This is a genomic window from Tropicimonas marinistellae, from assembly GCF_001509585.1.
Classification (GTDB): domain Bacteria; phylum Pseudomonadota; class Alphaproteobacteria; order Rhodobacterales; family Rhodobacteraceae; genus Tropicimonas; species Tropicimonas marinistellae.
Genome location: NZ_LNCI01000023.1, coordinates 1 through 13,774, shown reverse-complemented (window position 1 = coordinate 13,774; position 13,774 = coordinate 1). Strand labels below are relative to the sequence as shown.

11 protein-coding genes and 1 pseudogene are annotated in these 13,774 nt (G+C 59.0%); 10 read left to right on the top strand and 2 right to left on the bottom strand.

Going from position 1 to position 13,774, the window contains the following annotated elements; translation table 11 throughout:
- The first annotated feature begins 87 nt into the window (after positions 1-87).
- Positions 88-588 carry a DUF6647 family protein gene (locus tag ARC39_RS24765; protein ID WP_236545399.1) on the top strand — a complete coding sequence of 167 codons (501 nt, stop codon included), beginning with the start codon at positions 88-90 and terminating at the stop codon, positions 586-588.
- A 723-nt stretch (positions 589-1,311) separates the two neighbouring features.
- On the opposite strand, the pseudogene ARC39_RS24760 reads toward ARC39_RS24765, so the two are convergent.
- Positions 1,312-1,572, bottom strand: a pseudogene (locus ARC39_RS24760) (ATP-binding protein); the annotation flags it as partial.
- A 384-nt stretch (positions 1,573-1,956) separates the two neighbouring features.
- A complete protein-coding gene (locus tag ARC39_RS24755) occupies positions 1,957-3,882 on the bottom strand; it encodes a DUF3604 domain-containing protein (RefSeq protein WP_068119441.1) in 1,926 nt (641 codons plus the stop codon).
- Between the two features lie 199 nt (positions 3,883-4,081).
- Between ARC39_RS24755 and ARC39_RS24750 the strand changes: the two genes are divergently transcribed.
- From ARC39_RS24750 to ARC39_RS24710, 9 genes are all read left to right on the top strand, one after another.
- Complete coding sequence (locus ARC39_RS24750) at positions 4,082-5,059, top strand: AraC family transcriptional regulator (RefSeq protein WP_149866549.1); 978 nt, start codon at positions 4,082-4,084, stop codon at positions 5,057-5,059.
- 158 nt (positions 5,060-5,217) lie between these two features.
- On the top strand, positions 5,218-6,654 hold the full coding sequence (locus tag ARC39_RS24745; RefSeq protein WP_201455806.1) for an arylsulfatase: 1,437 nt from the start codon (positions 5,218-5,220) through the stop codon (positions 6,652-6,654).
- A gap of 125 nt (positions 6,655-6,779) precedes the next feature.
- The gene (locus ARC39_RS24740) at positions 6,780-7,109 is read left to right on the top strand and encodes a potassium channel family protein (protein WP_236545398.1); all 330 of its coding nucleotides are present in this window, start codon (positions 6,780-6,782) and stop codon (positions 7,107-7,109) included.
- 117 nt (positions 7,110-7,226) lie between these two features.
- On the top strand, positions 7,227-8,345 hold the full coding sequence (locus ARC39_RS24735; RefSeq protein WP_068119431.1) for an AI-2E family transporter: 1,119 nt from the start codon (positions 7,227-7,229) through the stop codon (positions 8,343-8,345).
- The gene (locus ARC39_RS24730; protein ID WP_068119429.1) at positions 8,342-9,406 is read left to right on the top strand and encodes an HlyD family secretion protein; all 1,065 of its coding nucleotides are present in this window, start codon (positions 8,342-8,344) and stop codon (positions 9,404-9,406) included. Before ARC39_RS24735 ends, ARC39_RS24730 begins: the two co-directional genes overlap by 4 nt.
- Positions 9,396-10,412: a DUF2955 domain-containing protein gene (locus tag ARC39_RS24725; protein ID WP_068119426.1), complete on the top strand. Its 1,017-nt coding sequence runs from the start codon at positions 9,396-9,398 to the stop codon at positions 10,410-10,412. The genes ARC39_RS24730 and ARC39_RS24725 overlap by 11 nt, the downstream gene beginning before the upstream one ends.
- A 315-nt stretch (positions 10,413-10,727) precedes the next feature.
- Positions 10,728-11,360, top strand: a complete 633-nt coding sequence (locus ARC39_RS24720; RefSeq protein ID WP_068119423.1) for a tyrosine-type recombinase/integrase — start codon at positions 10,728-10,730, stop codon at positions 11,358-11,360.
- Positions 11,361-11,702: 342 nt separating this feature from the next.
- Complete coding sequence (locus ARC39_RS24715; protein WP_068119420.1) at positions 11,703-12,968, top strand: PQQ-dependent sugar dehydrogenase; 1,266 nt, start codon at positions 11,703-11,705, stop codon at positions 12,966-12,968.
- Positions 12,965-13,543, top strand: coding sequence for a c-type cytochrome (locus ARC39_RS24710; RefSeq protein ID WP_068119417.1), 579 nt, complete (start codon positions 12,965-12,967; stop codon positions 13,541-13,543). Before ARC39_RS24715 ends, ARC39_RS24710 begins: the two co-directional genes overlap by 4 nt.
- The last annotated feature ends 231 nt before the right edge of the window (positions 13,544-13,774 follow it).

Genomic DNA, 13,774 nt, shown 5'->3' with positions numbered 1-13,774 from the left:
ATTTCCGGACTCTTTCACGTCTTTCTCAAGACTTCCCGCGAGCCGCGGCGGACCTTGGTCAGATCGCCTCAGCCGGAGTGAAATGCCATGAACATTGTCCGAACTACCGGTGCCGCCATCGCGCTTGTTGCAGCATTGTGCACCCATGCCTCGGCAGAACAGCGCGCAGCGCCGACGATACTCGATTTCATCAGCCTTTGGCTGCATTCGGAGTATCAATTGGGAAGCCCTTCATCCCAGCCGGACATTGTCGCAATGCCATCGGCGGAACTGCTCGCGCGTCGATATGGAGAAGGCATCGACTCCGATCCGGACGAAGTCGTGGCCCTCTATGACGCGGAGAAGGAAGCTATCCTGGTCTCAAAAAGCTGGACGGGCGGTTCCGTTGCCGAAATATCCATCCTTGTTCACGAGATGGTTCACCATTTTCAGGCGGAATCCGGCACTATTTTTGCCTGCCCAGCAGAACGCGAAAGGCTGGCCTATCGTGCACAGGCAGATTGGCTGGAACTCTTCGGCCAAGACCTTCAAAGCGCCTTTGGGATCGACCCAGCCTTGATCCTCGTCGCGACTGTTTGCACCCACTGATTCGGCGGCGACGCAGACCAAACGGTTGTGCGTACAACTTTACCATCCGCGATTGTCTGCATTTTGCGGGTTCGCCTCGATTGCATGGAGGCACTGAGGCAAGTCCGTTCCCCGCCCTCATTGCGCGCTTCTGCGGCGGCGAACTCGAGCAATGCAGCGTGCGACGAAAGCGTCAAGAAGGGCCCGGAGCAGGCTTTCACGATGGGAACACCTAATGTCAGGTTTGGCGAGCAACGGGGTTCGGCGCCGCCTCGGAGCGCGAAGTTTTGTGTGCGATGCGCCAGAGGGAACGTGACCATGGGCAGGACGCTTGCCAACCCGGAATGGCGCGCTTCCGAACCTTCGGTTGGCTCATAGCCTGAAGATCCTAGGTTCAAATCTCATCCCCGCAATAAAAATTCCAGATCAATATCAAAGCCTTGAAGTCTTCTTCGGCCGATCAAGTTTTTTATTTCGCGTTTTTGCATCAACGCCACATCAGCGTTTGAAGAGTCCACTATTCGGAACCGTGAGAATCGTCGCTCAACATCGGCCGAAGTACTGATGCCGGCCCGTCCGGACCGCGATGCCATCGCTCAAACGTTTGTAGGATGCTCGGTTTTATGACCGATTGGAACCAGTCAGAACGACTCGATGTCAATCGGCATCGATTGCTGACCCCTTTTCGGCGTGTAGTATTGACCCCACTGTGGCAGAGCAGGCCCGGCGCTGCGTAGTCCTCATTTAACGCGGCTGCGGCGGGCCTGCGTGGTTGTTGCTTGGCGCTACGCCCCGTTTTTTGAAGCGCCAGCTTTCGTTTCCGGTTTCGACGATCTCACAATGAGGGGTGAGCCGGTCGAGCAGGGGGGTGGTCATTTTGGCGTCACCGAAGACGCTGGGCCATTCTCCGAAAGCGAGAATGGTAGTGACGATGATCGAGGTGCGTTCGTAGAGTTTTCTGATCAGGTGGAACAGGAGTTGGCCACCGGTCTGAGTGAAGGGCAAACCCATTCCAGTCCTTAGCGCCAACCCGGCAGGCCCGCGTTCCGTCGGGGTCGAACCATTGCAACGCGGGGTTCTCGAAGCATTTTTGGAGCATCCTAAGGTCTTCCTCAAAACCATGTCAGTTTTACGAAGGCATTCGGCAGCTCAGGCTTGCCGACCTTCGTGAAACGTACGTGGGTGATCCAGGGGACGGATTCCTTCGATGCTGTGCCAAAAACCTTGGAAGATCTGCCAATAGCCTTCGGGCAGTCCTTGGTACGGCAGAAAAGCCGCCCGCTATTCGCGCACTTGCAACTACACGTATGGCACCGACATCCGGCGGCGGCGCAAGTATGAAGCGTTTGCGCGGCCAAGATCGTCCAAGCCGCGCAACGAGGTCTCATTTCACCCTTCTGGTGTGTACCAGATGGGCGAGGAATACGCGCGTTCCTGGTGGATCAGTTGCGCTTCTTCGGGGAGCTCGATCCCGAAACGGACCTTGTCGTAGACCACCCACCGCGGGGTCGGGATTTCAAGAACGCGCACGTAGTAGAAGGCCCGTTCGGCCGGATCGAATTCGGGATCACTCCAAACTGTCGCGATTTCCGACGTTCCGATCGTGTTGCTCCAACTTGCGGTTTCCAGATCGACGGTGTTGCCTACCTCTGGCAGTTTCCCGTCCGCACCCAGTTCGCGGTCGCCAGACCAGGCCACGTCGTAGACCTTTTCCTGTAACTCGCCTCCGGCATCCAGCCAGCCCTTAACGATCTGCACGCGATCAAGGTTGGCGCCAATCGGATCGCGCAGCGCCGCGATCAGGAATGTCGGCGCACCGTCGCCTTCGCGTGGACGCAGGTCGCCCCCCATCGGCACGCCGCGGGAATACCCCGCCTCGGCGATCGAGCGGGTGCGCAAGTCGTCCTCCGTGAAATCCCACCCTCCGAAGAGGCGCAAGCCGATCCGAGGGCCGGTGGTGGCATAGGTCTCGCGCCGCTTGAAGGCATCGAAGATGGCGCTGCGGGTGTTCTCCTGAGCCCAGACCGCCGTGTAGCCCGACGCCACCAGCATATGGCCATCGATCCGCCCAAGATCGCTTGCAATGAATGGGTGTTCGATACGGGTGGGCGAGGGCTCGACGCTCACCGACTTGCTGAAGAAGTTTTCCTCTTCTGCCGTGGCGAGTGCGGTGTGGCTGTCGGTCGCGCCACCAAGGCCGAACTTGTAGGGGTTGGTGCCGAACTTTTCCTCAAGCGCAAGGCCCAGTTTCAAAGCCTCACGCGCGTATTCTCCCTGCAGCATTTCCTGCGATTTCAACTCCGTCAGGTCGAGGTTGCCGATGTCCCAGTTCTCGTAATCGGCGAATGCGTCGTCTGGGCTGAGGTAGGGATGGGCCTCGCCATCGCCCTTGATCTGGGTAACTTCGTAATGCGGTTCCCACTTGGCGCGCCGCTCCACGTACTCCTGATCGACCTTGCCGCCATGGTAGGTGTCCTCGGTCGGGAACATCCAGCCGTTCGACAGGTTGCCGTTGTGAGCAAATGCAACGGCACGGCCTCCGGTCTTCTCCTGATAGGATTCCAGCCATTCATACAATGCCTTGGGGTCCGTATCGCCCAGCGGCGGTTGCGTGACCGGCGGAACCACCTGCAACGCCCGCATCGGCCCGTCGCGCAGCATAACGTTGCGATGAAGATTGAAACCCTTGGGAACGGAGGTCCATTCGAAGCCGATGAAGGCCGTGAAGTTGCCCGGGTCATTGTGTTCCTCGGCCGCCAGCACGATCTCCTCCCAGACATAGGAAAAGGCGTCCGCCCCGGGGCTATAGGAGTCAACAATGGCCTCGGGGAGTGTCATTTGGGAGAAGTTGGTGATCAGGTCGAAGGCCGATTTTCCGGCAGCTTCTCCGCCTTGGCTGTAGCCTTCGTACCACTCCCGACCCTTCGGATCGGACAGGATGCCCGGGTCACCCTCTTGAAGGTCAGGGGCAAACCCCATCAGGTCCGTGTGATCGGTCAGAACCATCCAGTCCAGAGGGCGGCTGAGACGTACAGGCTGACCGGTCGACGACACGATCTGCTCACCTTTGGCAAAGCGCCAGGCGTCGTCGGGGCGAAGGATGTTGCCGAATGCGCCGGCATCCAGCGACAGGCCGGTGTGCAAATGCGTCTCACCCCAGAGTGGGCGTTCCGGGAAGTTTCGGTTGGCATAGGGCGAAAACGGCCGCTCGGCAAACGTCCCTTCGGCTGCTTCCTCGCTGACCACGATTTGCGCCGAGGCATCCAAAGACAAGACCAATGGTAAGGCCATTGCAACAGTGAGCCGTACGATCATCTTTCCCTCCTCAGTCTTGCTGCAATCTGTCTGCCCTGAAGCCGAATTGAGATTCGGAGACAGGACTTCGCCGAGCCTATCCGAGCGAGCGGTTGTCCAATGAACCATTTTGCGTCAGTTTCGGTGAACGCGCGTTGTCTTGGAGGGAAACGTCGTGTCCGAATGCCCGCCGACGATCGTAACGGAAGCGCTCGGTCCCATGCCGAACGTCGTTTTCGACGAGTTGGGCGAGAAGACGTTCCTCATCTGCATGGCGGATGCTGCCCTGTCGCCGCGTTTGCTCCAGCAACGGGATGGGCACGTTCCGGCAGCGGCGATCAACAGGTTCATGGGAAGCGCGGCACGACGCTCCGGCGACACCTTTTTCACGCTGAACTTTGCGTCGCGGCTCTCGGTGCTCGATTATGGAATATGGGGAGAATACGTTCTGCAGGCGCCGACGCTTGGCGACGCAATCAAGCGTTCAATTAGCATCATTCACCTGCATTCGAGTGATGATCGGCTGATGCTAGATATAAGTTGCAACGCGGCCCGGTTTCGGCACGAGTATTCTGAGCGGCGCGTTGGTGGGTATCCGCAGGTCGCAATCATGGCAGCCAGCGCGATGTTGAGTGTCCTGTACCACTACCTCGGCCGAAGCTGGTCGCCTCTATCCATGCAGTTTGATTTTCCGAGACCACCGCAGAAATGGCGCCTCGAAGAGGCGTTCAACTGCCCCATCCTGTTCGATCACTGGTGCTTGGAGATCGAAATGGCACGGTCCGATCTGTCTGCGCCAAATCCGAGTGGTCGGGCTTCACGATTCTTGACCCGCCAGGATGTCGAGCGTGCGTATGGCGTCGGCCCACCGCGCCGGCACGCGGAACTCGTATCGCAACTCCTGCATCAGAACCTCGGCTTCAATCGCAGCTCCCTTGAATATATTGCACGCACCTTGAGATTGGGGCCTCGAACGCTGCAACGGCGACTGGACCTCGAAGGCTGTTCCTACAGAGAGCTGCTTGCAGAGGTGAAGATGCAGCACGCCGTTGAGATTCTGAGCGATCAAAATATGCCTGTTTCGGCCCTCGCCGAACATCTCGAATATGCCACGCCGAGTCACTTTGCCCGGGCCTTCAGGTCGCGATTTGGTGTCTCGCCAACAAGCTTTCGCAGGCGCCACGCAACCGGCTCGTGAAATTGTCAGGCGAAGGCAACTTCCACGTCGCCTTTACGATGTGGCTGTTGCAATCCTTCTTGCCCCGGATTTGTCGCGAAATGGTTCACTGATTAACCGCGCCATTGATAGCGTTCGACACTGAACTAGGCCCGCTTTCAAAGGTGAGGGAGAATATGATGAAGCGCTTGTCGCAAATGATCGCTGTCGGAGTGATGGTTTTCTCTGCAGGCGTTGCTGTTGGCCAGGAACGGCCGAACATCGTGTTGATCAATCTAGACAACTTCGGCTGGGGAGAGCCGGGGTTCAACGGCGGCGGAATAATCCGGGGCGCTGCGACCCCAGCGATGGACGCACTTGCCGAAGAAGGAATGCGCCTGACAAACTTCAACGTCGAGGCTCAATGCACACCCTCCCGCGCGGCGCTGATGACCGGTCGCTATGGCATCCGTTCCGGCAACCACACGATCCCGGTAGCGGGCGGCGTCTACGGCATGACGCAGTGGGAAATCACCATGGCGGAGATGCTCAAGGACGCGGGTTACAGCACGGCGATGTATGGCAAGTGGCACCTTGGCTGGTCGGAGGGTCGCTATCCCAAGGACCAAGGGTTCGACGAGTTCTACGGCGTCGAAAGCACGGACCAGACCATGTGGACCACGCAGGGCCGGTGGCAGGCTCTGGGCTTGGAACCGCCCCACGTCATGACAGGTGTCGCCGGGCAGGACGCCACGATCGCCCGCGAATACGACATGGAGTATCGGGCGCTGATCGACGGCGACCTGACCGACAAGGCCATCGACTTCATCCAGCGCAAGAGCGGCGAGGACGCACCTTTCTTCGTCTACTTCGCCCTGACGGCGACCCACACGCCGGTCATTCCCGACCCCGACTTCGACGGCGCGACCGGCAAGGGGATTTGGGCTGATCTTCTACACCAGACCGACAGCTACATTGGACACCTGACTGCCGCCATTGATGATGCTGGATTGACTGACAACACCATCGTTATCTTCACCGCCGACAATGGGCCGGAAGCCGTGAACGTGGGGAGCAATGACATCGCCCCCATGCCCCATGCCCAGGGCACGCCGGGCCCGTGGCGGGGGACATTGTTCACGCCGTTCGAAGGCAGCCTCCGCGTTCCATTTGCAATCCGTTGGCCGGGAAAAATCCCGGCAGGTTCGGTCAGCAACGAGATAGTGCACCAGATGGACCTCTACCCGACGCTCGCTGCCATCGTCGGTGGTAACGTGCCAGACGACCGGGCCTTTGACGGCGTGGATCAGTCAGCCTTCATTTTGGGCCAGCAGGAAAACTCCAACCGCGACCACGTCATCGTCTACATGGGCGAGGAAATCTACGGCGTGAAATGGACCGACTGGAAGGTCATGTTCAAGGAAAACGAGACCGTCTACGCCGACACGAAGTCGTACTCAACGCCACGCGTCTATGACCTGATCAACGACCCAGGGGAACGGAAGGATGTTCTGCTGGTTTACACTTGGGCCGCTGAGCAGGCCTTGCCGCTGCTCGGCGCGCACCTTGCGACCTTCAAGGAGTATCCCGCAATCCCGCCGGGACAGCCCGACCCATATCAACCACCGCAACAATGATCGGACCTGTCAGGCGTGCCCTATCACAAGTTACCGCCCCAAGCGGGTTCTAGCTCAGGGCCGGCCGATCACGGGGAACGACGCGTCCGCATTTTGAGACCACAATAAGAAAGAGGGAAGCAATCTTGGGGTCATTTCGACAGATTTTGCGAGGCGTTGGCCACGCATTGAGTGACGGGCGTGTGCGGAGCTTGCTTGCCTTCACTCTTGCGCTCGTGCTTTGGGCATCGGTTTTCTACCGCACTGTTGAAGGTTGGAGCTGGCTGGATTCCATCTACTTTTCCGTAATTGCCGTTTCGACCGTTGGTTTCGGGGATATTTCGCCCGAGACCGCCAGCGGCAAGATCTTCACGATGTTCTACATCATGATCGGATTGGGCGTTTTCGTGACGGCCGCAACGACTGTCGCAGACGCTATCCTCTCCCAGTACAAAGCCGACAAGGAAAACGAATGACACGTGGTGAGTACGAGCGAAAACGTCGACTCATCAACATGTTCAGAGCAATTGAGAAACAGGTAACGGATCCGCCTCGCTTGCCGATCCGCCAACAAAAACCGACAGGTGACAGAAATGGCCGACCCAACCAAATCAAGTGTCGATACGCAGGATTCCAGGATCGTCGACCTCGCGATCCGGTTGATTTTTCTCGGACTGTTCATCTACAGCGCCATCGTGATGGTAACGCCGCTTGCGAGCGTCTTTATCTGGGCCGTCATTTTGTGTGTTGCACTATATCCTGTCTTTGACTGGCTTCAGTCGAAACTCGGTGGCCGGAAGGGGCTCGCCGCGACAGTTCTGGTGCTGATCGGCCTCGCGGTCACGCTCGGCCCAATTGCTTCCGCGATATCAGAAGCGGCCGATCTGGGATCAGACTTCTCGGAACAGGCGGCTGCCGGAACACTCAAGATGCCCTCACCGCCAGAAAGGCTGAGCGAGTTTCCGGTTCTCGGCCCACCCTTGCTCGAGGTCTGGACAATGTTCGAGACGAACCTCGACGGAGCGCTCGCGAAATTCGGTCCACAAATTCTGGATGTCACGCAGGCCCTGTTCGGCAAAGTGCTCGGCATCGGTGTCGGACTTCTAGGCCTCGCCCTGTCCGTCATTGTGATGGGCGCTCTCCTATCGCCCGGGCCGAAACTTGTTGTCGGCGTGCAGAACTTCGCGAACCGGATCTTTGCTCCACGAGGTGGCGAGTTCGTTCTGATGGCGGGCTCCACGATCAAGAACGTGATGAAAGGCGTTGTCGGAGTTGCCGCCATTCAGGCACTGCTCGTTTGGGTATTGCTAAAGCTGTTCGGAATAGGATCGGCAACGACACTGGCCTTTATCTGCATGATCCTGTCGATCATTCAGGTCGGGCCAGGGATCGTCTTACTGCCGCTCGTGATCTATGCGTGGAGTTCCATGTCCGGCGGCATGGCGCTGGTGTTCACGGTGCTGGCGGTGCCTGTGGCCATCATGGACAGCTTCCTGCGTCCGATCTTTATCTCTCAGGGGCTGCAGACCCCGATGCTCGTCATCCTGATCGGTGTTCTTGGCGGGATGATGGCCTATGGACTCATTGGCGTGTTCATGGGACCGGTGCTCTTTGCTGTCTTCTACGAGTTGTTCAGTCTTTGGATCAACGAGGGTGCTGAGCCCGCCCCGGAGACGTCTGACAGCGAAGCGGTCGCGGGAGAAGCGGAATGAAACGGACGATCTGGTCCACGGTTGCAGTTCTTGCGCTGTTTCTGGTCTGGTATATCGCCGCCGACCGCATGACCCCGATAACCGGAAACGCACGGGTCAAGGCCATAGCCACCCAGATCGTTCCGCAGGTGACAGGAACCGTCACCGAAGTGCTGGTCCAAAACGGTGATGTCGTGGCGGCCGGGGACGTCCTCGTCAGGATCGACCGTCGCCCCTACGAAATTGACCGCGATAGGGCGGAGGCCGACCTGGCGTCGGCCACGCAGGAGGTCGGCGCATCGTCGGCCGAAGTTAGCGCCGCACAGGCCAAGGTTGCGCGGGCGCAGGTCGACCTCGAAACGCTTCGGCTGCAAAGCGAGCGCATATTCGCCCTGGAGAAGAAGGGGCTGGTCCCAATCGCCCAGGCCGATGATGCCCGTGGCAAACTAGCCGAAGCGAAAGCCAACCTCGAGAACTCAACGGCGGACCTCGAAAAGGCCAAACAGCGGCTGGGAGAGGAAGGTCAAGACAATGCCAAGATCCAGCGCGCCCTCGCCGCCCTTGCCGACGCGGATCTGAACCTGGAATGGACCGAGTTGAAGGCGCCCGCCGAAGGCCTCGTTTCCAATCTTCTGATTGCGCCCGGAACCTATGCGCGCTCGGGCAGCGATCTGGTCACGGTCCTGGACGCGACAGACGTCTGGATCGAAGCATACATGACCGAGAACAACATCGGGCTTGCTCAGGTTGGAACGCCGGTCGATGTCGTCCTCAACATGCATCCCGGCCGGGTGCTGAAGGGCGAGATCGAAAGTTTCAGTGGTGCGATTTCGGTAAGCGGGTCGGATACTCCGGGACAAATTGCCAGTGCGCCCTCCACGACAGGCTTCCTGCGCGAGGCGGAGCGGTTTCCGGTGCGCATCATCCTGCCGGGCTATGAGGCCGGGAGCCTTGAGGACGACCTGCGGTTTCAACTGAACGGCCAGGCCGACGTCATTCTCTACACGACCGACAGCACGTTGATGAACTTCATTGGCCGCTTGTATATGCGTGCCGTGGCGTTCCTTTCCTATGCCTACTGAAGACCGGCGTTCGATCCTTCGATTGACGTTTGGCACGGCGGGTGTGTTCGGTCTCGGGCTGCTCATCGATTGGCCGCTCTCTTTCGTCGGCGCCGTTTTCACCGCGCTGTTCCTGCAGGCGCCCGCCGCAATGCCGCTCAAGGTGGCCATAAAGCTTTATCTGTTTGCGATCCTGCTCATGCTGGCATCGTGGATGATCTTTTCCCTGCTGGCGCCCTATCCGTTGGTGTTTCTTGGCGGTGTCGCCATCGCGATCGTTCTGTCCTTTGGCTGGTCTATAGCGGGCGCGGGCATCCTGCCGGGCGTTCTAGCGCTCATGGCCGCAATGATGATCCCGAACGTGATCGTGACGTCGGAGGAACTAGCGCTGGTGCTCGTGGCCTGGATCCCGGGCAATCTTTTGATTGCGGGCTTCGCCTCGGCACTGAGCTTCACACTTTTTCCCGCAGACCCGCCAGCGAAGGGTGGGGCCAAGCTGAAGAAAGAGGCGTCAGATTTCGATCCCGTGCGCCGGCTTGTGCGCATGTCCATGGTCACCGTGCCGTTTGCCTTGGCCTTTTTCCTGTTCGGATGGTCCGCTCTGCTCGTCCTGTTCTTCGTGGCGCTCCTCAGCCAGCAACTGGCGGCCATGCCGTCCGCAGGCAAGAAAGTCGCCATCGGAATGTTGACAGCCAACCTGTTCGGCGCCGGTATCGCCATCGTGTTCTACGAGATAAACGTCATCGCACCCAGTGTCGTGACCGCGATCCTGCTGGCCGTGTTCCTATGCGTGTCACTCGGCGCGCTGAGCAAGTCGGAACATCCACTGGCGCCGGCGGCGGGGTCTGCGCTGACCACGGTACTAATTGTCTATGGCGGCTCCATCGCGCCATTTTCGGACGAAGCCGACGTCAAGAGTGTTGTCCGCGTCGTTCAGATCGGCCTGTCCGCCCTGATCGTCATCGTGGCTTATGCCGTAGTTGACGAATTTCTCCCTGATAGAAGTCCGGCTAATAAATCCAGTTGACCGTCGCGGCTCCGATGCCCAAGCTGCCGCGGCGCCGTAAGATCATCAGCTGCAGCGCATTTCCGAAAGCCAAAGTAAGCCGGCATTCGGTCATGCCGCAGCGAACTCCCGTTCACCGCCCTTCTTGAATGATCCGGCGGTTGCGGACGCACTGATGGAACACAATCGTAGACGGCAGAAGCGCGCCTACAGCGGCCGCCCGCCGAGTTTCCGAATTCGATTCCGACGTTCTCCAAAGCCGACGTGCAAACGTATCATGGGTAGCCGACGCTGGGTCGGCGCTGCGGATGGGAGTGGCGGATGTGAGGAAACGTAATGGAAAACGTGAACCTTCCTGCCATCCGAGCTTGCCGACCACCGTGGAACAAGGGGCGCGTTGTCGGCCAGAAACGACCGCTGCTGCCCAAGCACGTTTGGGCCATCCGGGTACGATTGGAACTCGCTGAGCGGAAACGTGACCTGGCACTCTTCAATCTGGCCATCGACAGCAAGTTTCGAGGATGCGATCTGGTGAAACTCAAGGTCGCGGATGTTTACGCTGCCGGACTGGTCAAGGAGCGCGCTTCGATCATCCAAAGCAAAACGGACAAACCAGTTCGGTTCGAGATTTCGGAAGGTACTCGGAGGTCGATCTCGCAGTGGATCGCGGATCCTTTGATGATCGGGTCGGAGTTCCTGTGGCCAGGCCGTTTCCATGAGCGGCTGCATGTCTCAACCCGCCAGTATGCGCGCCTTGTCCGAGAATGGGTCCAGTTGATCGGCCTGGACCCCACTTCGTACGGAACGCATTCGATGCGTCGAACCAAGGTTGCGCAGATATATCGTAAGACTGGCAACCTGAGAGCGGTGCAACTCCTACTGGGACAAATGAAGATGGATAGCACTGTCCGTTATCTCGGTGTCGATCTGGAAGATGCGCTCTCAATCGCCGAGTCCGTCGAGCTTTGACGAGTTGGGCCGATCCACGCGATCGGCCCATCAATTCACATTGTTTTTCCGTGTCGGCTTTGCCGACCTACCGGACCTTCTCTGCGGTTGCGAGATTTATGGCTTCTCTGAGGTTGAGATCTCCTCGGGGTACAAGAACCAGCCGTTCGCTGCGCTGCCGTCGGTTGTCTCAGTTGCGGACAAAGCTGCCTGAGCTGGAAGTCGTTCGGCTGCAAGCTCATCCTCTTTCGAAATTGGCCAAATAAGTTGACAGCGGAAGTCGGGCAAAGCGATGATCGGTTTTTATTGGGTACAACGACGCGGTGCCGTCAATCGACCCAATTTCACTAAGGGGAGGAATTCATGCTTCATCGGAAACTCACTTCGAGCCTTCTGCTCGGAACGATGTTGGCCGGGCCGGCTTTTGCTCAGGACAACATGGATAAACTGACAAACATGCAGAAGACGGACGCCACGTTCACGTTCATTGATCAGGAAGGCGACCGCGCCGACGCGCTCAATGCAATCATCGAGCATATCAACGTGCCGGAGGGCTTTGAGGTCAGCCTCTACGCCGTAGTGCCGGATGCCCGTTCGATGGCCATGGCACCGCAGGGCACCGTGCTTTTCGCGGGCACCCGCAAGGACAAGATGTGGTCCATCGTCGACCGTGACCGTGATCGCGTCGCGGACGAGGTGAAGGATTTCGCGCCCTCGATCACCTTCGACATTCCCAACGGCCCCTGCTTCTCGCCCGATGGGTTCCTCTACATCGCGGAGCGCAACCGGGTGCTGGTCTTCCCGGCGGCTGAGTTCTTCTTCGAAGGGCCCGACCCGGCGGTCGGCGTCGTCGTCCCGCAAGGTGAACTGATCCCGGTCGAGGAGGAAAGCTTCAACCACACTGCGCGGGTCTGCGACATCGGCCCCGATGGCAAGCTCTACATTTCGCTCGGCCAGCCACACAACGTGCAGCCGCTCGACAAGATCGAGATGTACGACAAGATCGGCATCGGTGGCATCATCCGCATCAACACCGACGGCACGGGACGTGAGGTCTACACCCGCGGCGTCCGGAACTCGGTCGGCCAGGACTTCAACCCGGCGACCGGCGAGCTCTGGTGGACCGACAACCAGGTCGACGGCATGGGCGACGACATCCCGCCCGGCGAATTGAACCGCCAGACCGCGGCAGGTCAGCACTTCGGGTTCCCGTGGACGAACTCACGCGTCGAAATCGTGAAGGAAGCCGATTACGCGCGCCCCGAGGGTGTGGAGTTCATCGAGCCACAGCTTGAACTCACGGCCCACGCGGCGGACCTTGGGATGCGCTTCTACCATGACGATAGCTTCCCTGAAGAATACCACGGCGGCATCTTCTGGGCGCAGCACGGTTCGTGGAATCGCACCGAACCGGTGGGTGCGCGTGTCATGTTTACGGCACTCGATCCCGAAACCGGCGATGCGGTGGGCGCCCAGGTGTTCGCCGATGGGTGGTTGAACGAAGATACCGGCGAATATCGCGGGCGTCCGATGGATATTGAGTTCCTGCCCGACGGCTCGATGCTGGTGTCGGACGATTTCGCCGGTGCGATTTGGCGTATCGCCTACAACCCCTCGCCTGCGGAATGAGATCTATAGCAATAGCGATCCTCGGCGGGCTTATGCTCGCCGGGGTTTCCCCCGTTGCAGCCGACGATCCGGCGGCCGGACGCAAGATCGCCAACATGTGCCGCACATGTCACGGTATCGACGGTTATGCGCAGATCCCGATTGCGCCCCATATCGGCGGTGAACCTAAAGAATACCTCGAAGCGCAACTTATGGCTTTCAAGACCGGAGCGCGCGAGCACGAGATGATGTCCGTCGTGACGGCTGGCCTGTCTGCGCAGCAAATCTCCGACGTATCTGCGTGGTACGCGTCTCACACAGCGCTTGCCACGCTGCCGGAAGGTGTCAGTGAGAATGATGCACCCGAAGCCTGTGTGTCTTGCCATGGGGCAGACGGAATCTCGGTTCTCCTCGACGCTCCGAATCTTGCCGGCGAGGTAAACATTTACATCGACACGCAGTTGAAGGCGTTTCGGATAGGGAAGCGAAAGCACGAGATCATGTCTGAGATTGCGGCAGGCCTGAACGACGCCGAAATCCGCGAAGTGGCGGACTGGTACTCGCAAGTGCAGTTGGCTATCCAGACTGGCGAGTAGTTGACCGGAAAGATTGCGAGCCCTTCGGCGGCAAAGTAGTGAACTGGTTTTTGCCACGCTGAATTTGATTCCCGATCAGAAAAGATGGCCGCTTCGGGCTCCTCACTGCCCTTCGCCGCGTGCTCCACCAACGTCCGGTCTGGGACTAAGATCTTCTCGTAGGATTTGCTGCATCAGCGAAGCGGCACACTCTGCCCAACGACAGGAATGCACAGTCAGCCGACCAACACT